Origin of the sequence: Desulfonema magnum (genome assembly GCF_017377395.1) — a bacterium.
GTDB classification, from domain to species: Bacteria; Desulfobacterota; Desulfobacteria; order Desulfobacterales; family 4be13; genus Desulfonema_C; species Desulfonema_C magnum.
Genome location: NZ_CP061800.1, coordinates 3926396 through 3952672, shown reverse-complemented (window position 1 = coordinate 3952672; position 26277 = coordinate 3926396). Strand labels below are relative to the sequence as shown.

27 protein-coding genes are annotated in these 26277 nt (G+C 43.8%); 17 read left to right on the top strand and 10 right to left on the bottom strand.

Annotated features, from left to right (window positions below; all coding sequences use genetic code 11):
* Positions 1 to 5 precede the first annotated feature (5 nt).
* From dnm_RS15340 to dnm_RS15260, 17 genes are all read left to right on the top strand, one after another.
* Positions 6 to 791: a DUF1828 domain-containing protein gene (locus tag dnm_RS15340; RefSeq protein ID WP_207683505.1), complete on the top strand. Its 786-nt coding sequence runs from the start codon at positions 6 to 8 to the stop codon at positions 789 to 791.
* A 118-nt stretch (positions 792 to 909) separates the two neighbouring features.
* The gene (locus tag dnm_RS15335) at positions 910 to 1740 is read left to right on the top strand and encodes a hypothetical protein (protein ID WP_207683504.1); all 831 of its coding nucleotides are present in this window, start codon (positions 910 to 912) and stop codon (positions 1738 to 1740) included.
* Between the two features lie 269 nt (positions 1741 to 2009).
* Positions 2010 to 2264 (top strand): type II toxin-antitoxin system Phd/YefM family antitoxin, encoded by a 255-nt coding sequence (locus dnm_RS15330; protein ID WP_207683503.1) that lies wholly within the window; start codon positions 2010 to 2012, stop codon positions 2262 to 2264.
* Positions 2261 to 2521 (top strand): Txe/YoeB family addiction module toxin, encoded by a 261-nt coding sequence (locus tag dnm_RS15325; RefSeq protein ID WP_207683502.1) that lies wholly within the window; start codon positions 2261 to 2263, stop codon positions 2519 to 2521. The genes dnm_RS15330 and dnm_RS15325 overlap by 4 nt, the downstream gene beginning before the upstream one ends.
* Positions 2522 to 2531: 10 nt before the next feature.
* On the top strand, positions 2532 to 2669 hold the full coding sequence (locus dnm_RS31645) for a BrnA antitoxin family protein (protein ID WP_353740347.1): 138 nt from the start codon (positions 2532 to 2534) through the stop codon (positions 2667 to 2669).
* A 305-nt stretch (positions 2670 to 2974) separates the two neighbouring features.
* Positions 2975 to 3148, top strand: coding sequence for a hypothetical protein (locus tag dnm_RS15315; RefSeq protein WP_207683500.1), 174 nt, complete (start codon positions 2975 to 2977; stop codon positions 3146 to 3148).
* A gap of 163 nt (positions 3149 to 3311) precedes the next feature.
* Complete coding sequence (locus dnm_RS15310) at positions 3312 to 3536, top strand: hypothetical protein (protein ID WP_207683499.1); 225 nt, start codon at positions 3312 to 3314, stop codon at positions 3534 to 3536.
* A gap of 10 nt (positions 3537 to 3546) precedes the next feature.
* Positions 3547 to 3897, top strand: a complete 351-nt coding sequence (locus dnm_RS15305; protein ID WP_207683498.1) for a type II toxin-antitoxin system PemK/MazF family toxin — start codon at positions 3547 to 3549, stop codon at positions 3895 to 3897.
* A gap of 357 nt (positions 3898 to 4254) precedes the next feature.
* The gene (locus tag dnm_RS15300) at positions 4255 to 4533 is read left to right on the top strand and encodes an addiction module antidote protein (RefSeq protein ID WP_207683497.1); all 279 of its coding nucleotides are present in this window, start codon (positions 4255 to 4257) and stop codon (positions 4531 to 4533) included.
* Between the two features lie 159 nt (positions 4534 to 4692).
* A complete protein-coding gene (locus dnm_RS15295; RefSeq protein ID WP_246556336.1) occupies positions 4693 to 4986 on the top strand; it encodes a DUF4258 domain-containing protein in 294 nt (97 codons plus the stop codon).
* The gene (locus dnm_RS15290) at positions 4983 to 5198 is read left to right on the top strand and encodes a hypothetical protein (RefSeq protein WP_207683496.1); all 216 of its coding nucleotides are present in this window, start codon (positions 4983 to 4985) and stop codon (positions 5196 to 5198) included. Before dnm_RS15295 ends, dnm_RS15290 begins: the two co-directional genes overlap by 4 nt.
* 536 nt (positions 5199 to 5734) lie before the next feature.
* Positions 5735 to 6664, top strand: coding sequence for a 30S ribosomal protein S2 (gene rpsB, locus dnm_RS15285; RefSeq protein ID WP_207683495.1), 930 nt, complete (start codon positions 5735 to 5737; stop codon positions 6662 to 6664).
* 5 nt (positions 6665 to 6669) lie between these two features.
* Entirely contained in the window at positions 6670 to 7266 is a 597-nt protein-coding gene (gene tsf, locus dnm_RS15280; RefSeq protein WP_207683494.1) for a translation elongation factor Ts, read from the top strand.
* A gap of 93 nt (positions 7267 to 7359) precedes the next feature.
* Positions 7360 to 8076 (top strand): UMP kinase, encoded by a 717-nt coding sequence (pyrH, locus tag dnm_RS15275; RefSeq protein WP_207683493.1) that lies wholly within the window; start codon positions 7360 to 7362, stop codon positions 8074 to 8076.
* A 176-nt stretch (positions 8077 to 8252) separates the two neighbouring features.
* Positions 8253 to 8810 carry a ribosome recycling factor gene (frr, locus tag dnm_RS15270; RefSeq protein ID WP_207683492.1) on the top strand — a complete coding sequence of 186 codons (558 nt, stop codon included), beginning with the start codon at positions 8253 to 8255 and terminating at the stop codon, positions 8808 to 8810.
* On the top strand, positions 8800 to 9543 hold the full coding sequence (uppS, locus tag dnm_RS15265) for an undecaprenyl pyrophosphate synthase (protein WP_207683491.1): 744 nt from the start codon (positions 8800 to 8802) through the stop codon (positions 9541 to 9543). Before frr ends, uppS begins: the two co-directional genes overlap by 11 nt.
* Before the next feature lie 83 nt (positions 9544 to 9626).
* Complete coding sequence (locus dnm_RS15260; protein WP_246556374.1) at positions 9627 to 10433, top strand: phosphatidate cytidylyltransferase; 807 nt, start codon at positions 9627 to 9629, stop codon at positions 10431 to 10433.
* A gap of 403 nt (positions 10434 to 10836) precedes the next feature.
* Here dnm_RS15260 and recD2 read toward each other — a convergent pair whose 3' ends face one another.
* The 10 genes from recD2 to dnm_RS15210 form a co-directional block, all read right to left on the bottom strand.
* On the bottom strand, positions 10837 to 13008 hold the full coding sequence (recD2, locus tag dnm_RS15255) for an SF1B family DNA helicase RecD2 (protein WP_207683489.1): 2172 nt from the start codon (positions 13006 to 13008) through the stop codon (positions 10837 to 10839).
* 402 nt (positions 13009 to 13410) lie between these two features.
* Positions 13411 to 16716: an exodeoxyribonuclease V subunit gamma gene (gene recC, locus dnm_RS15250; RefSeq protein WP_207683488.1), complete on the bottom strand. Its 3306-nt coding sequence runs from the start codon at positions 16714 to 16716 to the stop codon at positions 13411 to 13413.
* A 286-nt stretch (positions 16717 to 17002) separates the two neighbouring features.
* The gene (locus tag dnm_RS15245) at positions 17003 to 17212 is read right to left on the bottom strand and encodes a hypothetical protein (RefSeq protein ID WP_207683487.1); all 210 of its coding nucleotides are present in this window, start codon (positions 17210 to 17212) and stop codon (positions 17003 to 17005) included.
* A 114-nt stretch (positions 17213 to 17326) separates the two neighbouring features.
* Positions 17327 to 17929, bottom strand: coding sequence for an FmdE family protein (locus tag dnm_RS15240; protein ID WP_207683486.1), 603 nt, complete (start codon positions 17927 to 17929; stop codon positions 17327 to 17329).
* 281 nt (positions 17930 to 18210) lie between these two features.
* Entirely contained in the window at positions 18211 to 18861 is a 651-nt protein-coding gene (locus dnm_RS15235; protein ID WP_207683485.1) for a hypothetical protein, read from the bottom strand.
* 20 nt (positions 18862 to 18881) lie between these two features.
* Positions 18882 to 19922 (bottom strand): RNA polymerase sigma factor, encoded by a 1041-nt coding sequence (locus dnm_RS15230; protein WP_207683484.1) that lies wholly within the window; start codon positions 19920 to 19922, stop codon positions 18882 to 18884.
* 197 nt (positions 19923 to 20119) lie between these two features.
* The gene (locus dnm_RS15225) at positions 20120 to 21502 is read right to left on the bottom strand and encodes a DUF6638 family protein (RefSeq protein ID WP_207683483.1); all 1383 of its coding nucleotides are present in this window, start codon (positions 21500 to 21502) and stop codon (positions 20120 to 20122) included.
* 149 nt (positions 21503 to 21651) lie between these two features.
* A complete protein-coding gene (locus dnm_RS15220; RefSeq protein WP_207683482.1) occupies positions 21652 to 23613 on the bottom strand; it encodes an AAA family ATPase in 1962 nt (653 codons plus the stop codon).
* Positions 23603 to 24706 (bottom strand): hypothetical protein, encoded by a 1104-nt coding sequence (locus dnm_RS15215; RefSeq protein ID WP_207683481.1) that lies wholly within the window; start codon positions 24704 to 24706, stop codon positions 23603 to 23605. The genes dnm_RS15220 and dnm_RS15215 overlap by 11 nt, the downstream gene beginning before the upstream one ends.
* 114 nt (positions 24707 to 24820) lie before the next feature.
* Positions 24821 to 26116, bottom strand: coding sequence for a hypothetical protein (locus dnm_RS15210; RefSeq protein WP_207683480.1), 1296 nt, complete (start codon positions 26114 to 26116; stop codon positions 24821 to 24823).
* Positions 26117 to 26277: the final 161 nt, after the last annotated feature.

Below are 26277 nucleotides of genomic sequence, written 5' to 3'. Positions count from 1 at the left end.
TATCTATGAATACTGAAAAACTTTTAAATTCATATTATAAATGGCTTAAAGATAATACAGTAACCGAACATGATCATGAGACAGGATGGTCCCTCATAAGCACGCCATTTACTGGCATGTTTAATGATATGATAGAGGTTTATATAAAAGTCGTCGGAGACAGAATATTATTTTCTGACGACGGTGTTACCGTGAATAATTTGGAAACCATAGGGATTAATATTTCAAAGTCTCCCAGCAGAAGAAGAATTTTTGACAGTATTCTTGTTAATTTCGGTGTCAGCTTCAACGGGCTTGAATTGCAGGCTGATTGCGTATTAAAAGAATTCCCTAAGCGTAAACATTTATTTCTGGAAGCATTAATAGGAATAAATGACATGTTCATGTTATCGAAAGAGAATGTCGCTTCGGTATTTAAAGATGATGTCGAGGAATATCTGATTGAATTAGGTATAATATATACGAAAGATTTTAAGTTTGCCGGCGTTTCAGGAATAGATTTCAATTTCGACTTTTTAATAGCAGGAAGAAATACAGAAAAGGTTTTAAGAGCTATCAATTATTTGAATAAGACTACATTAACCACGTTTTTATATGCATGGGACGATATAATTATCACAAGAAAAAGAGTATCAAAAAAAGATGTTTCAGCTATTGCTGTAGTTAATAATGAGGAAAGAAATATCAAACCGGAATATTTAGATGCCTTAAAGATAAAAAAAGCGGATTATATTCTTTGGTCTGAAAGAAAATCAGATGAAAATATTCAAAAACTTAAAGAAGCTGCCTGATGACAAACAGCCAGATAGCCCGGCGATAGCGGACGGAAAAAGCCCCGCCGCTTATATTAATGTTAGGTAGCTTAATAATAGAGAGCGATGAAAAAACATATTTCCTAAAAAATATCAAATGAAAATTGTTAAAGTTATACATGAAGATATTTCTGAAGCTGATGAAGTTATAAAACAATCTTTTTCACTTCAGACCTGCAATTTGGGAAATTTTTTCAAAAGACATGACACTATCTTATACCGTAAATCAAGACGCATATGGAAAGAGGATTTTCTTCATTATCAACAAAATAAAGAATTCGTCAAAGAAGTCATCCCTATCCTTTCAAAAGATATTTCCGAACAATCGGAGAATCTGGAAATCATCTCTATTGAAAAGGCTCGGGAAAAATATCCTAAAACCAGCAATCTTTCTATCGGAACATACACGCTTCATCCTTATGACGGGGGACGTCTTGCCCGGCTTGAACATTACCACAAAAATCTTGCCCTGGAAAAAGATGACGAACTGATAACTCTTTTGGGGAAAATGGGAGCAAAAACATTAAAGATCATAGAAAGGAATGTCCAGCATAATTCGGGCTCAGGCGGAGTGAAAGCAGAAACGATTCCGGCTGATGCAAAAACAAATTTAAATCTTTCCCAACAATCTGAAAAAATTAAAGAGTTAATTGTTACCTTTGAAGGCAACATTGTCGAAATTGATTCCGATTTATTGAGAAATTCGCTGTGGTTTTCGAGTGACAGCAGGCTCGGTGCTATATTTGAAAGCAGACGATTCATCTCCAACAAAATACAAAAGTACACTTTGAAAAACATTTATACAGAAACATTTGATTTTGATTTTAAGTTGGCGGCAAAATATCTTACAGTAAGAACAGATTTGGAAGCGGAATATCATTTCGTAAGTAAAAAAGAACGATTTTTTAATGTGGAATTCGGAGAATAACAAAAAAATCAGTTAAGTTGGCGTTGTAGCAGACGGACGGAGCGCATCGATGAAGATAGGGATTTCTGCAAGAAGTTGCCAGTACCGGTGATGCTTCCGACTTTATCCATGCGTTGAGCATCGCCGCCAGAAACTTTGCAAAAGAAATATGAACCTAACAAGACAAATTCACTCGGACGGCAAAAAGCGCACTTTTGCTATCGCTCACTATGCTTTTTACCGCCGGTAATTTGCGACGTTACCATATACACACACATAAGGAGTCAGATATGAATGCTGTTCTGACAGCTCAGGCATCCAAAAATTTGGATAATCTGATAGAACAGATTGTTGCGGACGCGGAGCCGGCGATTTTGCTGAATGACAAAGGTGAGAAAGCAGTCCTGATGTCATTGGATGAATTCAATTCATGGCAGGAAACATTGTATCTGTTATCCAACCCTGCGAATGCGGAACATCTTCGTAATTCAATACAAGAGGCAAACGAAGGTAAGACATTTGAAAAAGAACTGATTGAAGTATGAAGGTAATATTTACCGAAGCCTCATGGAAAGATTATTTATGGTTTCAGGAAAATAACAGAAAACTCCTGAAAAGAATAAATAATTTCATCAAAGAGATAAAGAGAAGCCCGTTTGAGGGAACCGGAAAGCCAGAACCATTGAAGGCTAATTTAAGCGGTTACTGGTCACGACGAATTAATTCCGAACACAGGCTTGTGTACGGTGTTTCCGAAGATAAACTGACCATTATTTCATGCCGATTTCATTATGAAAAATAACACTTGATAAATAAACAATACCCATTCCGGAGTAACGGTTACAGTTGAATTGGATGAAAATTTATTGCAATGGTTTAAAGCAGAAAGCGAAGATTGGGAAGCTCAAATACAAACTGCGTTGCGTTTGTATGTTGAAACTTTTGCTTGACTCAGATGTCACAGAGTTTTTTCCTACCGACGAATCGATTAATGAAGCTTTGCGTTTTATCATACAGGCTGCTAAAATTCCGTTTAGCTATGGGAAAGAATTAAAATCTGTCTGATTTAAGTTCGTAGTTCCGGCTTCAGGCGGTACTACCTAAAAAGGGTGTATTTGAATAAAAGTATCAGGTTTAATAATTTCCAGATGATCACCGTCTTGGAATAAGCAACGAAGATAATACAAAAACGAAGAATGCACTCTTAAAAATCAAAACTCGGGTTTTAGAGTGTGTCACATTGATAGAAAGAGAAATGCAAAATGAAACATCTTTATCTCCGTCAGATAATCGTCAATATTGGTTGCAAAATCGGTTAAAAGATAAATTATTTGAAATCGAAGGGGTGGGAGCGAAACGAATTCAGCATATTCTTTCATATTTAGAAAAATTAAAGCTATATAGAGAACCGAAACAACAAGGCTCGTAACAATCGCCTAACTCATCAATGGAGCGGACAAAAAAGCTGCGGGCTCTGAAATGAAACGCCTTGGTCAATCCGCCTTTTTTTGCCGCTCATTTCGGTCGTTGGCTGGCTACAATAATTCCCTTCAAATCCAATGGATTGAATATTTATAATAGGATAATATGTTATGGAAGCAATAAGACAGAAAGTAAAAATCCCTAAGAATCGTGAAATATTGATTAAAGTTCCTCAACATATTCCTGAAAATGGAACAGCTGAAGTAATTATACTTATGAACAAAGAAACAAAACAATCTAAACTTGACAAATTGAAAGACGCTATGCAGGATTCTCATTTTTTAAATGATTTAAATGAAATTTCAGAAGATTTTAAGGCGATTGATATAGCATAACGGGAATAATATGGAATATCAGTGGCATGTTTTCTTAGCAAATTTAGACCCGACAATTGGTTCTGAACAAGGTAGGACTCGTCCGGTTTTGGTAATAAGCGATGAAGAAATAAACCAAATATTGCCTGTTATAAATGTGTTGCCTATTACTTCGAGAAAATCGAATAGAAGAATTTATCCTAACGAAGTATTAATTTCTCCTGGTATCGGTGGATTATCAATGGAATCTATCGTACTTTGTTATCAAATCAGGACTCTTGATAAGAAAAGATTGAAAAGGAATTTAGGTCATCTCAACAATTTAATAATACAGGAAGAAATTATTAACGCATTGTGTTTTCAACTCGGAATTGATAAATAGTGTTATGATAAAAACGCCAGTCAAAAAGTCGTTTAATCGGACAACGCGGAGGGGCCGCAAACTCCAGCCTCTGCTGCCGTTTAACTCTATGTTATTTTATTTTTTTCCTGTGAAAGTCTGATCACTCGGAATGACACATGACAAGGCTCCGGGTCGCGAGGCATCCGGGTTTTCGGCGAGATGAACAGCTTTGCGAGACGACATGGTTTCCGGCGAAAACAAAACGTCTTTCGGAAGAGGGGCGAGCGAGATGACACGGTTTCTGAAAAAAAAACCGGCATCACTGGTGAAGATAAATTGAGCCAAAGCAGAGACATTGAAAAAGCCAAGCAACTTCTTAACGAACTGGAGTAAGCGATGTCGTTAAAAGTCAGAATGTTTGATATTTTCAAGCATTTGGAAACTGATGAAGATATTCAGGGATTTCTGCAAGAAGTTGTCAGCACCGGTGATACTTCCGACTTTATCCATGCGTTGAACATCGCCGCAAAGGCCAAAGGGATGTCTGAGGTGGTAAGGCGGGCAGGCGTTACTCGTGCCACTCTCTATAACTCTCTTTCGGAAGATGGCAATCCGAGGTTTGAAACCATTAGCAAAATTGTTAATGCGTTGGGTTGCAAGCTGGCTGTTATTTGATGTTTATTTAATTCAGATATTAATTTCCTGCAAAGCACATTCTGACAACCATCATCTGCAAACTTAGATTATGACTGATGTTGGGCGAAAAATCGAATCAGCTTTTGGCCGACCTCTCGGAAAAATGATTGAGCGACACTTTAATTAAAGATTAAGAAATTGGTTGAAGCAGGAGATGTACGAATATCAGAACACGGATATGATGAACTCATAAATGATGATTTGACTGCTCGTGAAATAGTGGGCGGAATAGGAAGTGCTGTCCTTATCGAAGACTATCCTGATTTTCCCAAGGGTGCCACAGTTCTGTTGCTTCAGGCTGATAAGAATAATCAACCTGTTCATGCAGTTTGGGGCATACCAAAAGGCTGCGATGATCCCGCTGTATTGATAACAGCCTACAGACCGGACCCATCTCGTTGGAACGTCACTTTTACGGAGCGTAAAAAATGAAAAAACGTAAACAAATCAAATATATTCACGAAGGAGAATATGTGGCGGAGGTGGAGGTGGAGCTGATAGATACCGAGGACGGATGGTCTCCATATTTATCTCTTCAAGACGCTTTTAATCTTGATGATGTGCGTAATGCGCTTCGCTGTGGTGATCTTAAAACTGCCTCAGCTCATGCCCGCTTGTTCATTATGCGGCCTGTTGCTGTCTAAATCTGAAACTTGTTGTCAGAGTAAAATTTAGTTCATATCTGATATCAGTTGGAGAGACGATTGCACTGGAATGTCATTTTTCAACTCAGATATTTTATGTTCTGATGGTGATTCCTTTGGCTTGGTTACAGAAGGAGGTGTGCTGAAGATGAGCGCTGTCTGGTGGGTTTCGCTTCGCTGCACCCACCCTACATTTCGGGCAGATTATTTTTTGGAAAATTCCTAAGTTTCTGGGTAATCCCTTTTTGGAAGATTTGGTGGCTGAAGTTCAATCAGGTAATTTCAATAAAAAACCATAGCAATCACCATCACCCCGGACGCAAAAAAACGGGGCGAGTGCGGAAATATCTGATGCTGTGAGCAACACAGAGGAACGAAACTCGACGCTGAAAACTGATAGTATTTTTTTTAACAAATCAAAATAATATGAAAACCTCACACGCCCCCGGACCTGTTTCCCGGTGCTTTTTTTTGTAAAAAAGTCGGAACCAGGAAAGACGGGGGCGGTGGAAAAACCGATGAAAGGGAGAAAGTGAATGGCTTATGTAACAATGAAGGAACTGCTTGAAGCAGGTGTTCATTTTGGTCATCAGACCAAACGCTGGAACCCCAAGATGAAGCAATATATCTTCGGGGCAAGAAACGGTATCTACATCATAGACCTTCAGAAAACCGTTCGGATGTTCAAGGCTGCATATGATTTTATCCTTGGCACCGTTGCAAACGGCAAATCTGTCCTTTTTGTAGGGACAAAGAAGCAGGCTCGTGATTCGATTTATGAAGAAGCCAATCGCTGCAAAATGTACTATGTTCATAACAGATGGCTGGGCGGGATGCTGACGAATTTCCAGACCATCAAACAAAGCATAGACCGCCTGAATTACCTGAATGACATACAGGAAGACGGCGCGATCAATCTCTTTCCCAAAAAAGAGAGAATAAAACTTGGAAAAGAACAGATCAAGCTTGACAATAACCTGGGCGGCATCCGCACAATGACAAAGCTTCCCGGGGCAATGTTTGTTGTTGACCCCAAAAACGAGGCCATTGCGATTCGCGAAGCAAGACGCCTGAACATCCCCATTGTAGGGATTGTTGATACCAATTGTGATCCCGATGAGATTGATTATGTCATCCCCGGCAATGATGATGCCATCCGCGCCATCCGGCTGATTTCATCCAGAATCGCCCAAGCCTGTGTTGAGGGTTTGGAACGTCTGGAGGAAAAACGGCAGGCCGAAGCTGACAAAGAAATAGAAGAAGAGCCTGAAGCCACAGAGCCCGGTGCGGAATTAAAACCGGGCGAAAGAAAGGTTATCTCAGATGGTTCCGAGGGACCGGTTGTGGAAATCATCAAAAGAACGGCATCTGAAAATTCAGAAGATGTTGAAAGCAAACAGCCCGAAGAAACAACTGAAGACGTGAAAAAAGCAGAATCTGATGTGCAAGAAGAGACAGGAGAGTAATTAATATGACAGCAATTAGTGCGGCAATGGTAAAACAATTGCGTGAAAAAACCGGTGCCGGTATGATGGATTGTAAACAAGCCCTTGCCGAGTGCGATACTGATATGGACAAAGCCGTTGATTTTCTGAGAAAGAAAGGGCTGGCAACTGCCCAGAAAAGAGCCGGCCGGGTCATGTCCGAAGGGATGGTTGAGTCTTATATCCATATGGGGGGAAAAATCGGTGTGATGGTTGAAATAAACTGTGAAACCGATTTTGTGGCAAAGACAGACAACTTTAAGGAATTTGTAAAAAACATAGCGATGCACATCGCTGCCACCAACCCGGTGGGTATTCTTCCTGAAGATGTTCCTGAAGATATCGTGAATAAAGAAAAGGAAATTTACCGCGCCCAGGCCCTTGAAATGGGAAAACCTGAAAAGATGCTTGATAAAATCACGGAAGGCAAGCTGAACAAGTTTTTTAAAGAGTCCTGCCTGATGAATCAGCCTTATGTGAAAAACCCTGACCTGAGCATCGCGGACTATCTGAACGAAATGATCGGAAAGACTGGCGAGAATATTACAATAAAACGTTTTTCCCGGTTTCAGTTAGGGGAATAAAGGAATTGATAATTGATAATTGATAATTGACAATTGTGAATTAACGCTGTGCATTCAATTATCAATTATCAATTAAATCAGGGGGGCAATCGGTTGGCACTTCCGCAATTTAAAAGAATTCTCTTAAAACTGAGTGGCGAGGCACTGATGGGAGATCACTCCTTCGGCATCAGTCCGCAAATGATACAATATGTGGCGGATGAGATTGGTTCAATAGTCGGACTCGGGGTTGAGACGGCCATTGTTGTCGGAGGCGGCAATATCTTCAGGGGAATCGCAGCAAGTTCCTATGGCATGGACCGGGCTTCGGCAGACCATATGGGGATGCTTGCCACGGTCATCAACAGTCTTGCGCTTCAGGATGCTTTGGAAAAAAAGGATATTCAGACCCGGGTGCAGACCGCCATATCCATGCACGAAGTGGCCGAACCCTATATCCTTCGCAGGGCTGTCCGTCATCTTGAAAAAGGACGGGTGGTTATTTTTGCAGCAGGCACGGGCAGTCCGTATTTTACGACTGATACTGCCGCGGTGCTGAGGGCGCAGGAAATTCATGCTGAGATCCTTCTGAAGGCCACCAAAGTGGATGGCCTGTATGATTCGGATCCTGTTGAGAATAAGGACGCTGAATTTGTAAAAAATATCACTTACATGGAGGCGCTGGAACGTCAGTTGAAAGTCATGGACATGACAGCTATTTCTCTGGCCATGGATAATCAGCTTCCCCTTGTGGTTTTCAGTCTGAACAACAAAGGAAACATAAAAAACGTTGTATGCGGAGAGGACATTGGTTCCCGAATCACTAACTGACGGGGTTTTTAATTACCGAATCTGAGATTTGCTTCACCTGTTTTGCATTGAGGCTTACAATGAAACATGAAAATTTCAGGATGTTTTGTTTCTAACACTTAACACTTAACACCTGACACTTTCATAATGATGAAGTTTTGACAAATAAAATTCGGTTTAATGAGAGGTGAAGGTCAATGATCGAAGAAATATATGAGGAAACCAAAGACAGAATGGGCAAGTCGATCAGTGCCCTTGAAAATGAATTGAAGAGAGTTCGGACAGGGCGTGCGTCCCTGTCTCTTTTGGATGGTATTCGGGTTGATTATTACGGTACGGTGACCCCTCTTAACCAGATGGCGTCGCTTTCTGTTCCTGAAAGCCGGCTGATTACCATACAGCCGTGGGATGTTTCCGTAATCAAGGATATTGAAAAGGCCGTATTAAAATCCGATCTGGGACTTACCCCTTCAAATGATGGGAAAATCATACGCATCTCCATTCCGGCCCTTACTGAACAACGGCGAAAAGAACTGGTGAAAATCGTAAACAAAACATGCGAGGATTATAAGATTGCTGTGCGTAATATTCGCCGGGATTCAAATGAATTGTTAAAAGGTCTGAAAAAAGACGGAGATGTTTCAGAGGATGACGCGTTTAAAGCCCAGGATCAGGTGCAGAAAATAACAGATGAGTATGTTAAACGCATAGACGAAATCTATAAAGAAAAAGAGAAAGAGATCCTTGAATTCTAGTACGTTTTCCGATAAATACGCAGAACTTGATCCTGCAAAAATTCCCGCTCATGTTGCCATAATTATGGACGGCAACGGCCGTTGGGCAAAAAAACGTCTTGCGAATCGTGTAAGGGGCCATGAGCAAGGCATGGACGTTGTGCGGAAGATTGTGCGTGCCGCCCGTGAGATGGGAATTTCCGTTCTGACACTGTATGCCTTTTCTACAGAAAACTGGCAACGGCCCAAACTGGAAGTTTCTGCCCTCATGGCGCTTCTCAAGAAATTTCTTAAATCAGAACTCCGGGAGATGATGGATAACAACATTCGTCTCAATGCAATCGGTCAGACAGAACGGCTGCCGGATGGCGTTCGGGATTTATTGTATGAGACCATTCATACGACTGAGAAGAATGAGGGGATGCTTCTTAATCTCGCGCTGAGTTACGGGGGACGGGCTGAGATCGTCAGAATGGTTCAGGACATCGCGAGGAAAGCAAAACAGGGAGAAATTGATCCTGACGCGGTGACGCCTGAACTTGTGGCGGATCATCTTTATACAAGGGGAATGACGGATCCTGATCTGCTGATCAGAACCAGCGGAGAAATGCGTATCAGTAATTTTCTGTTGTGGCAGATCGCATATTCGGAAATTTATATTACAAACACCTTATGGCCGGACTTTGGCAAGGAAGAATTCATTCAGATTCTGAAAGCCTACCAGCAGCGTGAACGCAGGTTCGGCAAAGTCTGAGGAAGTGAGAAGTGGGAAGTGGTAAATTCTCAATATTCACTTCTCACTTTTCACTTTTAATCACTTCTCACTCCTTTAATCTTATGCACTTAAAACGTTGGATCACAGCTCTTACAGCCCTCCCTTTTCTCATCTTCCTGATTTACAAAGGGGGGATTTTTTTTGCCATGCTTATCGGTGTCGTGTGCCTGATCGGCTTGTGTGAATATTTCCGTATTGTTTTTAATCCGAAAAGCAAAACAATATCCGGTCTCATACTTGTCCTGGCCGTGTTTCTGGGACCGCTCATCATCTGGGCTGCTTACAGAAATGCTTATGATCTTATTTTAGGCGTGGTTGCGCTGAATCTGATTCTTTCCGCCCTGTTTTCCCTGTCCCAGTTTAAATCGGATCCGTTTATATTGGAGAACGTGGCAAAACAGGTTCAGGGCATGACCTATATTCCGCTGTTACTTTCTTTCCTGGTTCTGATCCGAAACGGGACAGATGGCATGACGTGGATATTTTTCCTGTTATGTATTGTCTTTGCCGGTGATATCGGAGCGTTTTACACGGGCAGGCGTTGGGGAAATCATAAGCTCTGCCCTTCGGTAAGCCCGGGAAAAACCATCGAGGGATCCCTTGGCGGGCTTGTGTCAAATGTGGGGATCGGCGGAATTTTCAAGGTCTTTTTTCTCTCCTCGCTCTCCTGGGGCACAAGTATCCTGTTTTTTCTCCTGGTCGGTGCGGCAGGACAGGTGGGAGATTTGTTTGAATCCGAATTCAAACGCTTCTCCGGTGTCAAAGATTCAGGCGTGATCCTCCCGGGACATGGCGGCATTCTGGATCGTATTGACGCGTTGCTGTTTGCAGCGCCGGTGGCTTACCTTTTTAAAGAATATATTTTCTGATTATAACGGATTTAGGGAAGGGCCGACAAAGCCCCGTAAGGGCGGCATATTTGCAGCAGGAGATTTGCCGCCCTTACGGGGCTTTGTCAGTCCGGCATGATGAATGCTATAAATAAGTCCGGAGCAAAAGTTTTTTATACATCTTTTTTTCCGAGAAAAGGAGAACCCCGGGTTTTTCCGTCATGGGCAGCGGGTCATTCCGGGAAAAAACCCGGGTTTCTTTTCCGGGCAAATATCGAAAATTTATGGTTAGGTACTTATGTCGCCCCGCGGGGCTTTAACAGCTTCCCCTAAATCCGTTATAATCAGAGGAGTTGCAGGAAGGATTTATGTCCGGTCAGTTCGGGCGCTTCGGAAATTGTCCGAACCCTGATAACAGGCAGTGTCAGGCATCTGACGATCATCAGCGCAGGCGATGTTTCAGATAAGTAAACCGTTTCTGGGTCTTATTATTTTTCACGCCGATTGCCAACGCTTTTTTGGTTCCCACCATGACCACCAGCTCCCGTCCCCTGGTCACTGCCGTGTAAATCAGATTACGCTGCAAGAGGATAAAATGCTGGGTGAGGATGGGGATCACCACCGCCGGATATTCGGATCCCTGGGATTTATGCACAGAAACCGCATAAGCCAGAACAATCTCATCCAGGTCTGTAAAATCATAAGTGACTTCTCTGCGGTCAAACACGATAATGACTTCTTTCTCCTCTGAGTCAATGCGGATGATTCTCCCGATATCCCCGTTAAAAACTTCTTTGTCATAATTGTTCCTGATCTGCATCACCTTGTCATTGACCCGATAGTTCCGATCCCCCCGCACCACGCCATTTTCTCCGGGATTGAGCGTCCGCTGCAATTGCATATTCAGATTTGCCGCGCCCACAATGCCTTTGTGCATGGGCGTAAGGACTTGTATATCGTCAACCGGATCAAACCCAAAGCGGCCGGGGATTCGCTCCTTTACCAGTCTCATGATAATATCCAGGACTTTTTCAGGGTCTTCTTTCTGAATAAAATAAAAATCAGTCCTAGGTAAATTCGGGTCAAAATACGGAATCCTGCCATTATTGATCTTGTGAGCATTCATGACAATCTGGCTTTCCCTGGCCTGACGGAATATCTCGTTTAACTCCACCACAGGTGCGACATCCGAAGCAATAATGTCATTGAGAACATTTCCCGCGCCCACAGAAGGCAGCTGGTTCACATCTCCCACGAGAATAAATGTGGCCCGGGGCGGAATGGCTTTCAGCAGATGATGCATCAGGACAGTGTCAATCATGGAGGCCTCATCCACAATCAGCAGATCGCAATTTAAGGGTTTTTCATGATCTTTCTGAAAACCGCCTTTTGCAATGCTGTATTCAAGCATCCGGTGAATGGTTTTTGCCTGATACCCCGTGGTTTCGGTCATGCGTTTTGCTGCCCTGCCCGTGGGCGCGGCCAGCATGATCCTTACGTTCAGTTTGGAAAAAATTTTCAATATGGCATTGATAATGGTGGTTTTACCTGTTCCGGGACCTCCGGTGATAACCATGACTTTGCTTTCAATCGCGCATTGTATGGCCTCGGCCTGCTTTTCCGCCAACTGAATTGCCAGTTGTTTTTGCACCCACTCAGCCGCCTTTTCCGAATCCACCTCACGAACGGACTTGGGAGCGTTTACCAGCAGCTTTAATCGTCTGGCAATACCGGTCTCACAGGTGTGGAACTTTGCCAGATAAATCGCCTTGTTGTTTATCCTGAATTCCTCAAGGTCCTCATTCAGATCCTCGATCACGATTTTTTTCTCAACAACGCCGGTGGCAAGGGCATTGGCAACAATCTCCCTGTCAACCTCAAGGATTTCCCTGCTTTTTTCTATAAGCGGCTCATACGGATAATAGACATGCCCCTCATCTGAAAGCTGATGGAGAACATAAAGCACCCCGGCTTCGGCCCGTAACGGGGAATCTTTGGCAAACCCCAACTGTTCGGCAATACGATCCGCGGTGATAAAGCCGATTCCGAAGATGTCCATTGCCAGGCGGTAGGGATTTTCTCTCACCACTGCAACGGACTCGTTTCCGTATTGCTTGAATATCTTCGTGGCATAGCCTGAACTGACACCGTGGCTTTGCAGAAAGACCATGACCTCCCGAATCTCTTTCTGATCATCCCATGCTTTTTGGATCATGGCGATGCGTTTCTTTCCAATGCCTTCGACCTTGGCCAGATTTCCGATGTCATCTTCTATGATATCAAGTGTTTCTTCTCCGAACTTATTGACGATGCGCTCCGCAATGATGGGGCCTACTCCTTTGATCAGACCGGAGCCAAGATATTTTCGGATGCCATAAACCGTGGCCGGAACAGCAGTGTCATAGTAAACAATTTTGAACTGCTCGCCATATTTGGGATGGCTGGTCCATTCGCCTTTCATTTTGAGGATTTCTCCGGGGTTGGGAGCCATCAGGTTTCCCACCACGGTCACCAAATCCCGGTGCCCATAGACCTTCAGTCTGGCAATGGTATAGCCGTTTTCTTCGTTGGTGTATGTAATACGTTCGATCTGTCCTTGAAGGTCAGTCAGCATAATGTTGCTCTTTCAGGAAATTTCGAGATAAGTACTTGGATAAAAGTTTTTCTGATTATAACATATTAAATATACTAAAAAATTTTCCCCCCTTCGACAAGCTCAGGGGGCTAAGGTTGGAGGAAGCTCAGGGGCCGGGCGGGTGAGTGCGACCGGTCGTTGAGCCTGTCGTGCGACCGGTCGTTGAGCCTGTCGTGCGACCGGCTGTTGAGCCTGTCGTGCGACCGGCTGTTGAGCCTGTCGATGCGACCGGCTGTTGAGCCTGTCGATGCGACCGGCTGTTGAGCCTGTCGATGCGACCGGCTGTTGAGCCTGTCGTGCGACCGGTCGTTGAGCCTGTCGAAACAGCCGGTCGTTGAGCCTGCCGAAACGAGCATCCCCCCTTCGGCAAGCTTCGCTTCATCATTCAACAGACGATACCTCTTCCTGAACATTTATAAGCGGTTCAAAAATTTCCAATGCAGTTTTCTGAAATTCTGAGTCAAGGGGGTTTGCGTGTTCAAAACAAAGCTGAAAATAGAAATCTTCTTCAATTTCACCGGAACTCCAATCGCCTCCTGTCCAGGCATTTTGTGCTTTTTGCAACGCAGCTTCAGAGGACTTACTTTTTCCGAGAATCATATCCGCATATTCCCAAGAGGTCTTTGGAAAAAAATGAAGAGGTTTTTTCAGCCCTTCCCAGTATTTTTCCAAGAGGGTTTCAAGAATCGCTTCGCTGTTTTCCAGTGGCTCATATTTCCACATTGAATCCGAACCTGCAAGCATACTGAACCGGGGATATTTGCTGTCAGCCCCGTAACCTGAACCGTTCCTGCAATTCAGAACCAGGTGATGAATCCATGTTTTGATACGATCTGAGGACTTTACTTTTGCATAACGATAATGAACCAGTCTTTCAGGATAAATCGCATCAATTTTTCCGTTCAGTCTGAAACCATTTAAACTCAGATCCACTTCCAAAGGCTTCAAAGCTGTTCCCTGTATATATGGCTGTATTTTTTTTACAAACTGGTCTGTCTCCTGACTGATTCTGTCATAAATGCAGGTACCTACAGTTCCGTGGGGCAACTGTCCCGAAGCTTTTTTTAAGGCAAAAAATTGTTCAGGTTCTCGGGTGTCAAGTTTCTTTTCCACCAAATCCCGCCCAAGAAAATACTTATCCAATCCATTGAGATCAAAAGATTCTTTTTCCATGAGAACAGAATCCTTCTGATCAAGATAAATGTGAAGACGCTTATTGAGCAAAAATTTCGCAGGATTATTAAAAAACCGGCAAAGCGCTGACAAGTTAATGGTTTTCCATTCAGTTTCAGGATCGGAAAGACATTTGGAAATAAACGGAGCAGGTGTTTTCCGATTTTTCAGGAGACACCGTGCCGCTTCAAGATTTTCCTCAGAATAGCTGAACAGCCGTCCCAATTTCAAGTTCCGAGTTCCGAGTTCCGAGTTCCGAAAATATTCAGGGCTGAATGCCTGGAGACGATGTATTATAAGAATATGATCTTTGAGTATTTTTTTATCCGGGATTTCAAAGCCCTTTTCAATGTAATCCATGAGTTCGCTCACCAGCACCGATGGCGGAGCAACGCTGTTATCCCGAATATTTTGTCCCACATAGCTGATATAGAGTTTTTCTCTGGCTGATAAAACAGACTCCAGAAAAAGATACCGGTCGTCATTCCGGCGTGACGGATCCCCGGGCCTGATGTTTTTTGCCATGAGATCAAACCCAGTTGACTCTGACTGTCTGGGATAAGCATCAGAGTTCATGCCCGTAAGACAGATGACCCTGAAAGGAATACTCCGCATGGGAAGCATGGCGCAAAATGTCACCCCCCCGGCAATAAATCCGAATCTGGAAGGCTCTTTTTTAAAATAATTTCTCAGATAGCATCTGATGACATTTATATCAATCTTTTCATTAAAATCCGCTTCATTCTCGGCCTCGGCCAGTTGGTTCAGGCGGGTTCGTATTTTCTGAGCCTCATCTTCTGTATTTTCATCTGGCTCGAAGAATGCGTCAAGAATTTTTTTCAGCGTATCAGACCATTCCGTAAGAGTTTGGCGTTTTTCCAAAAATTCAACATGAAAAAAAAGCCGCTTTGTAAATTCAAGAAATTTTCCAAGAAGAGACGCTTCATTTCCCTCAATAAAATCATAAGGGAGAATGTCTGAGAACATTTTCTCTTCTCCCCCGGGCATGGCATATCCTAAAACCAGCCTGTCCAGACCTGTTTTCCATGTGTTTTCAGGCATATCCGGCAATCCCAGTTTCCTGCGATTCTCGCTGTCAATTCCCCATCGGATTCGTGTGTCCTGGACCCATCTCCGAATGATATCAAGGTCCGCGTCCGACAAACTGAATTTCCGACACACGGCCGGAGATTCGAGAACCGAGAATATCTGAGCCGCCCCGAATCTTCCGTTCGTAAGATCAAGCATCGTCATAAATGTGTCAATTATACGGCTCTCCGTGCGAATACTCCGATCCGCAATACTGAAAGGAATTCTCTTGGAATCATCCGCGGGCAAATCAAACACCGCCTGAATATAAGGCGAATAGATTTCAATATCCGGCGTCATTACCAGAATATCCCGGGGCCTCAGGGTCGGATCGCTTTCAAACATCTGAAGGAGTCTGTCATGCAGGACCTCGATTTCCCGCATGGGACTGTGACACGAATGAATCTGAATTGAAGTGTCATTTTCAAAATCGTTGTCTTTTATCTTTGATTCCGAGCCTCGCTCCCTGAGATTCACAATGTCGGACTGGATGCACGAAAGCAGCGTGTTTTCACCAGGTTCTTCAAAATACGGATATTCCTCGCTGACGAATTCATTCATCAGATCAAAAAAGTCTCTTCCCAGCGTTCCCATAGAGGCCAGGAGGCTGTTTCCCTGCTCAATATGGAGGGCTTCGCTGTCAGTATCATACAGGCTGTCTTTGGCAGCAAGTCTTTTAATTTGTCCTTTTGAAAGGATATCTCCCCAATAGTATCCGCACGGATTCATGAGGAAAAAATTCACCTCGGTGAACCAGGATATCGCGTCAAGCACCTCAATATGAAATCGCGGCAGACCGGATATGCCAAAGACTGAAATCCTCTCCGGAAATTTCAGTTTATGATTTCCAAATTTAAGTGCGTTTTCAAGCACTTCAAAAAAAGCGTTTCTTAATCCTGCACGGTGCATCCCTTCATCGCCCCTGATCAGTTCTCTCCAAAGCATCGCCTGCCAGTGATTTTCTTTGCCCTGCTCCCATTTGGAAATCATATCAGGACGAAAAATCAGGTATTGATCATAAATATCTGCAATGCGCTCCGAAAGCTGGAACCGCCTGAGCGATTCTCCGTTTCCTTCCAGGTAGTTTTCAAGAATTTCAAACTCCGGCTTCGTGGTGCAGGTCATAAGAAGCTTCATGAGCTTCCAAGTCATTATTTCAGGATCACAGGGCGATGTTTCAGGAAGTCCTGACAAGATGTTTTGAAAATTTTCATAAATAAAATCATTGGGAAAGCGGAAGCTGATGTTTGCGCAGACACCATGATAACGGGCAAGCTCCATGGATATCCAGCGTGCCATGCCTTTGCTCTGAACAACAATAACTTCCTTATCCAGCGCGGATTTTAGCGGTGTCTTCAGAACATTGGCCAATAACTCCGCAAGAATTTCCACGCGGTTCCCGGTAAAAAGTCTGAATTGTTTCATGAGATTTCTCTGTTTATCCTCTTGGTACGGGTATCAGGCTAAAGCGGGACGCATTTACCCCTCAAACTCAATATAAGTATCTAACCATAAGTTTTTTAATATCTGCCCGGGGAAGAAACCCGGCTTTTTTTTCGGAATGATGCGTCTCAGATAGAGGAAAAAGCCGGGTTTCTCCTCGGCTCGTGGAAAAAAAGTATATAAAAAAACGTCTGCTCAGGTACTTATGATCAGATATTATCAGCAGATGAAAAGAACCTTCGGCGATCTCGTTCCCACACTACTCACGCTACTCTCGTTCCACTCGTTCCCATGCTTTGCGTGGGAATGCAGACCGGACGCTTCGCGTCCTGATTTCTTGTTTTCTTGTTCCCACGCTTTGCGTGGGAACGAGGGGAACGATGGCAATTATTCCACAGAGCGAATTTTCGATATAAGCAAATTTGGGAAAACTTGTATCCGGATACTTAAGTTTTTGCTTATCACATTGAAAATACAAATACAATCCTTTTTTTAAATATTTACTCTCGTTCCCACGCTTTACTCTCGTTATTCTCGTTCCCACGCAAAGCACGGGGACGAGGGAAATGAACGAGGCTTTCAACGAAGCACATCAGTCCAGGCAGTCCCTGCACACAGACTCACCATTGACTTGCCTTAGTTTGGAAGCCATTGTGGGTTCACCGCAACGGTCGCAGGGTTTTGACGGCTCGATTGTCGCCTTTTTTGGCATTTGGATGTTGGTGGAACTTATTGTGAAAAGCGATTCCAAAGGTTTCTCCAAAATATCGCAGCTCTTTTGAAAGTGAATTTCCCGGAATCGCTCCTGTTCTTCATCGGTTGCTGTGCCATTCACATTTTTTTCAATCAGTCTGAGGTGTTCGTCATCGGGCCTGAACGCTCCATATTTCAGGGCAATGCGAACACCGTTTCCTGACTGTCTGCTTAGAAACGTAAAAACGATTTTGCCGTGGTCTTTGTATATGAAGTTTCCTTTTCCAAATGTGCATCCGGTCATCACCTGCACAGCGTCCGCGCAACACGCGTCTGTTTCCACAATAGCGACAATTTCCTCATCCGAGGCCCGGTTTTCTTTTAACCAGTCAAGCCCTGTTTTGGACGCCCGGTAGCCAATGGACAATCCCGGACAGATATGACCATGAAAATCAACACATTTTTTAAAGTCTTCGCTCGATAAAATATCTTCAGCTTTCATTTTTTCTCCTTGTTTAATATCAGTGGATTAAGGTGTCAAATATCAGATAGTAAGTACCCGATCAAAAAATTTTTATACATCTTTTTTCTGTGAACAGCGGAGAACCCCGGCTTTTTCCATCACGGGCGGCGGATCGTTCCGATAAAAAAGCCGGGTTTCTTCCTCGGGAAGATATCAAAAACTTATGATTAGGTACTTATGGGGTCTGACAAAATGTCCGTAGGTGGTAAGTATCAGAAAATAAAAAATTTTCCAAAAATAAAATTCCCCGCGAGTTCATCTCATAATGAGAAAATACGGGCCACCTCAGCCTCAAGTTCCCGAAAATAAATCCGGACATCATGATTTGTCAAAGGTTTTGTCTGAAATGCCCAGACCGGATAGGCATCAGAATCTTCTCTCAATATCTCTATTGCTTCCATGATATCAAGGCTGATTTGTCCTAGAGGCGGGTCCAGGTCTTTGGTATTTAAACGGTAAGTGTTCCAACATTCCACAAAAAGTTCATCTGTCCCTGTTTGCTCGGCTGATAAAATCAGGTCTCCGGGACCAGCCAGATAGATATCATGATACGTCTGCGCCACCCAAAGATCATCTGAAATCTCTCCGACATCTTCCAATACAAGAACCAGGGGCGGATTGTAAAAATATCCCTCACGCCACCTTCCCAAATCAGATCGGATATACCTAAGCTGACCTTGCAATATTTTATTCAGGCTGGGTGTCGGAAGCGTCGCGGGAAACAGTTTCCGGATTTCTTTGGTCAAACCTCTCCAATTTTTCTCGTCTTCCATTACCAGACCGGAACAGTAAGGGCAAATGGAAAAATGCTGTTGCAGATATTTCTTATGAGACGGATTATCCGCGACAGACGGAGGCGGACAGGTACGATATTGTTTGGCCTGAGACAGTGCTAATTTTCGGCTGTACATGGTTTTCTCTTTTCAAGTTCTCAGTTCTCAAGTTTTGAGTTCTGAGTTTCGAGTTTCAAAATTAAAAGCAGTGTGTCCCGAAATAACGAGAATGCTTCTTCATTCAGATCATCTGGGGACAGCCAGGGAAGGTCCCGTAAAAAGAACCTTAGTTTGTTTTCCGCATGGTTCAGCGGATATTTAGGGCCTGAACTCCCTTTATATCCGAGTCTCCTGGCTATCTCCTTTAAACTGAGATCATCTTCATGACGCAAAATAAAGACTGCTTTTTCTTTTTGGCTGAGACGGTTGGCAAAATTCCGCGCCCATTTTCTCACAAGTTCGGGATCAAAATAAATTTCATCCGGTTTCTGACAGTGTTCCGGTGTGAGTTCCCAGGGGTCTTTTCCCCCGGTAAGTCTCTTCACAGGTATGGGCGGCGTTACAGAGACATAAAGACAAATCCAGTTGATAAAATCCCTGAGATCAACACAGACAGGTTTGTTTCCCCACATTTGGGAAATCTGATTCCAGAAATACGCCGCCAGCATGAGCAGCGTGTTTTTTTTATTAACAGATTCATACTCAAGCCTTGCAACGAGATGATCTGGAAAATTTATCTCGTGAATGTCTTCTGATGACAGGGGCGGTATAGGGATACATTCTTTTATCATGCTGAAGCCCGATGCCCTGTTGTTTCTGGCAAAGGTGTAAAATTTTTCTGAGTCTCTGAGTACATCGGCCGCGTGTTTATACAAGTACCGCCGGGGATCTTTCAGCGGCTTTCGGGTTTTTTCTATCCAGTAGTTGATAAAGGCTCTTTTGAGGTACTGGTGACAGTTTTTGTTCCCTGAGGTGAATATTTTCTGAATCCCTGACTGATGTTCGAGAATAAAAAGCACGAGTTCCGAGCGAATATCTTCTGAGAAATCATCGCCTGAGTCGTAATGCCTGGCATCCTGGCCAAGAAAACTGGGAGAGAGGCTTTTTGAAACCACATACTTCATGACAGAACTGGCTACTCCTGCAAGCATCTGCTGAGTATCCGGCGTCTCAAGCCAGTTTCCGGGAACGCTCCTCATAAAATTATTCCTTTGGCATATAAGGGAGTTCCAAATGTTCCCGAGTGGGATATAATTATTTATTCGGAGTTCCCTGATGGGTTGGGATCAATGTCAGGGCTGTAAAGCCCGGACATAATGAAACACATTCATTTTGTTTGACATAACCAGTTGTTAGCGAATTTTTCAAGTTCATCAGGTTGCACTGCACGAATTTCTCATTCACTCATCCGAGGAACATAATGGCATCTGAGCAGTTCCACAGCCCAGTTTCTCTTGGTCCGGGGCCATTCCTCATAAAGCGAAAAAAACCTGCTCTTATTATATGTATAAAGCGAAACAATATCCAGCGGCTCTGTCTCGGTGATAAGCTGCCATAAAACGTCCTGAACAGACAGGGGCAAATCCGGATTCGGATACATTAAAATTTTTATCATTTTATAAGACAGATTCTCACGCGGCACTTGTCCGCTCCTTATCTGTCTTGCCAGGCGTTCCAGCTCAAAAAATTCTTTTGGCAGATAATGCTTCAGTTGGCGGACAAATTTTTTCTTCTGCCCCATATTCAGTTTGTCATACCTGAGTTCCGGGTAATGCTCTGACAAAATATCCACAAACATACATTCACGCTTGATATCCAACGCATCAGGGTTTTTATGATAATATCTCATATCAAATCTCGCCAGCCCCTCAAATATAAGACGTGTGGGAAGAACAGATGCTGAGACTGAAAATATGCCTCCCATGTCTTCGCCGAATTCCTTTATCAGTTCCTCATTCTCCAGTATGAGCATGGATTTTTCATGCTGAAGAACATCCCGGAAAAGATAAATGCCGTCAAATGCCATGGTATAAAAACATCGGGTGTCATTGAACGGAATGTCGGGAATCACCACGCTGCGAAATCTCAGATCTCCGTGCGCTTTTGCGCTCTCAATAATCTGCCCTCTTAATTCAGAATCAAACCAGTCATCAGTACTCATAAACCGGCGGGTTAATTCACGCTGTTTTTCCGCAGCCTGAATTATATCATTGACCGTGAACACATGCACCACAATCGAGTCCACCATGAGAAGGTCAAGAGGGTTCAGATAATGAGAAAGCTCCTGATCAATATCGAGCCATATTGCGGTCTGCCCTGTGATATCAACAATCTGCCTCATATACTCATCAAATATTTTCTTCATCAGATTTCGGGTGAAGGAATAAAACGGAAAATAAACCGGTTTTTTATACTGTTTGGGCGTCAGGATAATTGCAAACTGATTTGCTCCGCCATGTGAAAGATAAAAATTATCCCTTTTCTCGGCTGCCACCTCGGGACTCCAGCCAATGCCGTCAATAGAAAAAAACCTGAGGCGAGTCGGCTCAATGCCGATGTCTTCCAGACAGGCGTTATAGCGATTAACCAGCAAGGGCGTATTTATGGAAACCAGTCCTTCTCCGAAAAGCCCCTCCTGCCTGAGTGTTTTCATTGTACCGTACTTTCCCCTGAGATGTATCTCATATTCGTTAAAAAGTTTCGGAGTTTCGCGTTCACGCGGTTCTGATTCGGAAGTCTCTGAACGCGGGCGCTCGGACTTATCAGTCGTGACGGCCATCAGTCATATCCCTCCTCTGTAATTTGAAATTCAAAATTTTGTAGCCTTTGTAGGGTGGGTGGAGCGAAGCGCAACCCACCATATTACAAATGGTGTAACGGTGGGTTACGCTTCGCTCCACCCACCCTACGTTTTTCAATTTTCAATTTTCAATTTTCAATTTTCAATTTTTTGTTCACCCGTCTCATGGCTTTCTCCTGAAGCAGCATTTGGGAAACCATTTCATTCAGTTTTCTGTCTTCTTCTGCAAAAACAATTTTTGAAAGGCTGTCAAGATAGCGGACAGTCTCCTGAAGGCGAATTTCGGCGAATGAAAGCCCTTTCATGTTTTCCTTCATTAACTCGAGGATCATCTGTTTTTTAGAGTCATAGTCTTTTAAAAAAAACATGGCCGGATCATCGAGCCACTGAGGATCAAAATCAAAATCCATGATCCGTTCGTTTACCGCAGCCTGAATATTACGCACATCACGGGAAGTAAAAAACGGGTATTCCTGTTTGACAGCATAAAAGAAATGTGCGAAAAAGTCGTGTTCAGTGGGGTTGTATTTACGGGAAACCTTGTCAAAAACACCCCGGATTCGTTCCTCAGAAGGCTTGTCAAGGGATTCATAGATCTGTGAAATACTCTTGGTGAGTTTTTGTCTGCTTAAAAATTTATAATCCTTCGGATCCGTTAAATTGATAAAATCCGGATCAATAGCTTTAAATCGCTTCCACCAGAGAAAATCCTGATCAAGAAAATCCTCCCGCGTCATAGCCCCGCCGATGTAAAACCGATCCATAATCCGGGACAGAACCGCCTTGTCCAACTGCTCCGGCAGGTTCGTGAAGAGTTCGATGACTGAATTGCCGTGATTCACCGCATACGCACCCTCGGTATTTCTCAGGAATACGCTGACAACTTCCCTGACACCCGCGGAAACCCCCTGACGGGTACGATCTTCCAAATTGTTCTCCGCGTCATCCACCGGGGCATACACGATCTTCCCCGAATCTCTCAGCGGCTTCATCCATTCGATGGTGCGTTCTCCGGAACCGCCCTGAAACGTGGATATCAGATTGTCCGGCATGGGCCAGAACAAAAAAGGCAGACCGATCAGTTCGCACAAATCATGGAGCATGGTGGCCGTGGCTGAAATCTGAAGGCTCTTTCCGGTTCCTGGTTCTCCATGTCCCATTCTCAGGAAGGGCAAGCCTCCGAGGTCGTGCATGGGATTTCTTTTGGTTTCCTTATCATAGCAGAGCAGGCGTTCCGCCAGACGCCTCGCCTTATGCTTTGCATCCCGGTTTCCCACGATGTGGCTCAGTTCCACGCGGTTAAACTCGACACCGGCCGCGTGAGCTTCTGTCATCGCCTCGAATCCGGTGATGCAGAAGTCGCTGCCAACAAGCTTATAACTTTTTTCCGTAAATGTTTCGCAGTACTTAAATGAAGTCTCACGGTTTTTGATTTCATCAATGATCCCCTCAAAATACAATAAGGTCATTTTGATAAAATCGAGTTCCGTATGCACAACCCCGGATTTTTCCAGATAAGCCGCACAATAGTAAATCATGCAGTCAAAGGCCCGAACCGGAGAAGTCAGATTCATCTCGGGCACGCCTTCGAAGCGGATGGTTACGCTGCTGACATCCTCGGTGCGATATTTGCAAATTTCCCACACAACATGATACGCGGACGCAAAAACACCCACCGCGGACGCAGTCCGATATTTTTCTCTGAATTCTGTTTTCTGGCTTTCTGATAATCCGCGTTTGGCATTCAGGGCGGCAAGCGATTCCAGTCCGGAGAACTTTGTATAGAGCGCGGACATGTGCATTCCGATCCTCAGTCCCTGACGCAGAACAGTCAGCACATGGTTCACGGATTCAGTCAGCAGCAACGGATCATTGCTGATGATTTTTGCGATCTTAATAAGTGAAAGTTCTTCGGTAACCGCCTGCCGGACAGAGGATTCACGCCATTTACTGATGCTTTTTTCCTTTTTCTCGAACAGGCTGGCTCCGGGTGACCATTTTACTCTTGTCAGAAGATAATTCGCCTTTTCCGTAAATTTGCCGAGCTGAATTTCATCTATGGGAAGATATGACGACGTATCAGTTGACATAAATTCCTCCCTCTTTGTCATAGGTTATGATTTCATGATCGCTGTATTCCCTGAAATCCCCTTTGAAATCCATATGCTGTAACACACGATGAGGCACCAGCATATGCTTGTGTATCTTTGATGCTTTACGGTCGTAGCATTCAGTGTCCGCCTCGGGAATGTAAAATGTCTCCCTGACCTGACCAAAGGAAAAAACGCTTTTTGATACTGTCTGATCCCTGGAAAGAATAACATCTTCATCAAACAGCAGGATAAAATCATCTTCATTTTCTCCGTTCCGAGTTAATAAGCTGCACAATTTTTCAGGTTCCTCGGAAAAATGTTTTGAGCAAATCGGGCCTACACATATCCGTTTGATTATCTTGGGATGGATATCCTTCAGACTGCCGTCCATGCCCAGCGCAAGTATGCCGATACCGGGCGCTCTTGATCCTTCGGCCCGAACAGTTTCAAGAAACTGCGTATAATTAAAACGATGTTCTTCCAGAGGGATTGACGCGGTATCCTGATCAAACATCATGATATGAATATAGGGCCTGTTGGTCGCAAAATCATAACATGCCCATGAAAATGTATAGGTTCTGAATCTTTTCTTTTCCTTTTTCATCTTTCTGAGCGATCCCGGGGTAAACGTAAGCAAAAGCTTGTCCTGATCAAGCATTTTATAATAAGACCCCTCGCTTGCCCGGCGCAGGAGTTCATTTGGTTCAGTTTTATATTTAAACATGAAATCAAGCAGTTCCTGCTTTAATGCCTGCATGGTGGGCAGTTCTTCAAGGCGTTTTTCTCTGTTCAGCAGATCCGTGGTCAGGTTGTTCACATTGAAAAAACTTGGCAAACCAGAATCAGACAGGTCAATTTTGAGTGTGTGGCTCGGATTATATGTGTATTTTCTTCTTAACGCCTCTGTGGTATAAAGCATTTTGGAAAGAAAATCTGACATCACCACAGACTCATGGTGCCGTGTGTCTTTTTTATCTGCCCTGACTTTGAAAAGTTCAAGCATGTTTTCGAAAACACTGCATAAATGATTAAAGTAACGGGTATATTCATCCTGCCCCTGCAAGGGTTTGAAAACGGTTTTTGTTTCCATGATTATTCTCCTAAAAAAGTACAAGGAAAGCAGATAAGAAAGGGAAAGAGCCGTCCTTCCTTTTCTTATCCTTTTTCCTTGTAATTTCCAATTCTCAATCCCCGATTCCCGATTTTACTCTTCATAATGGAAAAAGGACGATTCCGTAGGATCAATCCCATACATATCTTTAAACGCTTCAATGGCCTTGTTCTCTCTCATTCGGATTTTTTGGATGGCTTCTGCCTGGGCAGCCTGCACTTTGGCGATTTTGGCTATCCGGTCAGGATGTTTCTCAATCTTCTCCATTCTCACCCGGTCACTTGCGTATCCGCTGGCTGCCATGTATTCCACGTTTGACTGGTCAATTTCAGCACCGATATTGTCAAGCTGTTTGGCGACATCCTGATCCGCCATTGCTTTCATTGCTTCCAGACGGGATTTGAAGGTCACGACCCGCTCCTCGGTATCAGAGCGCAGAGACGTAATCCACATCCGATGATTATCCCGCAGCTTCATCTGGGTCCGCTCATGGATTTCAAGTTCGGCCGCAAATTTCTCCTTTGACTGAAAAAGTACAAATGCGTTATTGCGGCGTCCGCGTATATCTTCAACCTGCGCTCTCATATCTGAAACCTTCTGGGACTGCTGGGTATGTTCAGGGGTTCCGTTGACAAAGGTTTCCAGAAGCTCCTCTTCCCTGGAAAGTTCGGATTCAAGTCCGTTCAGGTCATTATCAAGTTTCTCAAGGGCTTTGGCAGCTTCCTCTTTAATTCTGAACGCTTCTTCTTTTCGGGCAGACACACTGGCAAGCTGGGCTTTGATATCTTCCACCCGATGCTCGATGATGACAATGGTTTTTTCGACTTTGTACATAAATTCCTGGAGGCTCTGCTCCATGTTATGTTTCATCAGCCTTTCCCGTGCCAGCCGTCTTGCTTCTGCAGCAGCTTCTGCCACTTCCTGTTCCACTGCTTTGATCTCTGCCTTGGCCTTTGCTACGGATCTGTCTCTGCCGAGAAACTTCCATTTCCCCTTTGCCTTTTCCAGTTTTCTTTTGGCGTCCCCAAGCTTTTCTTCCGCTTTTCTGACCAGTTCCTCTTCTTCCGGAGACATGGTTTGCAATTCATTATACTCGCCTCCCAGTGATTCAATAATGGCGTTAAGACCAAGTACGGCATTCGCCAGATCTGTTTCTTCCTCCCGGACGGCTTTTCTTAATTTTGAGAAATCCGCCTCAAGGACTTTCATCCGGGCATCGCGCTGTTTTTCATCTTTAATCTGCTCTGCTTCTTCAAATTTCTGTTTAAATGTATCCAGTTGTTCATTTGTTACAACTTTGGTTTTGCTGTCTAATGCGGCAATGGATATGTCTGTGTCATGAATCAGACGGCTGAACAGATCCGTCCTGCCCGAAGCTTCGTGTGCCATTTTCTCCTCCTTTTTATTGAGCCATCAGTTTTCAGGTTTCAGCCATACTGTTTCAGGATGTTGTGACGGAACAAACATTCTGCCCGGCAGGTGAAAAGATACCAGCTATGAAAACGCTTATCTGGTAATATCTGACAACTGATCACTCATTTAGGTAGTTA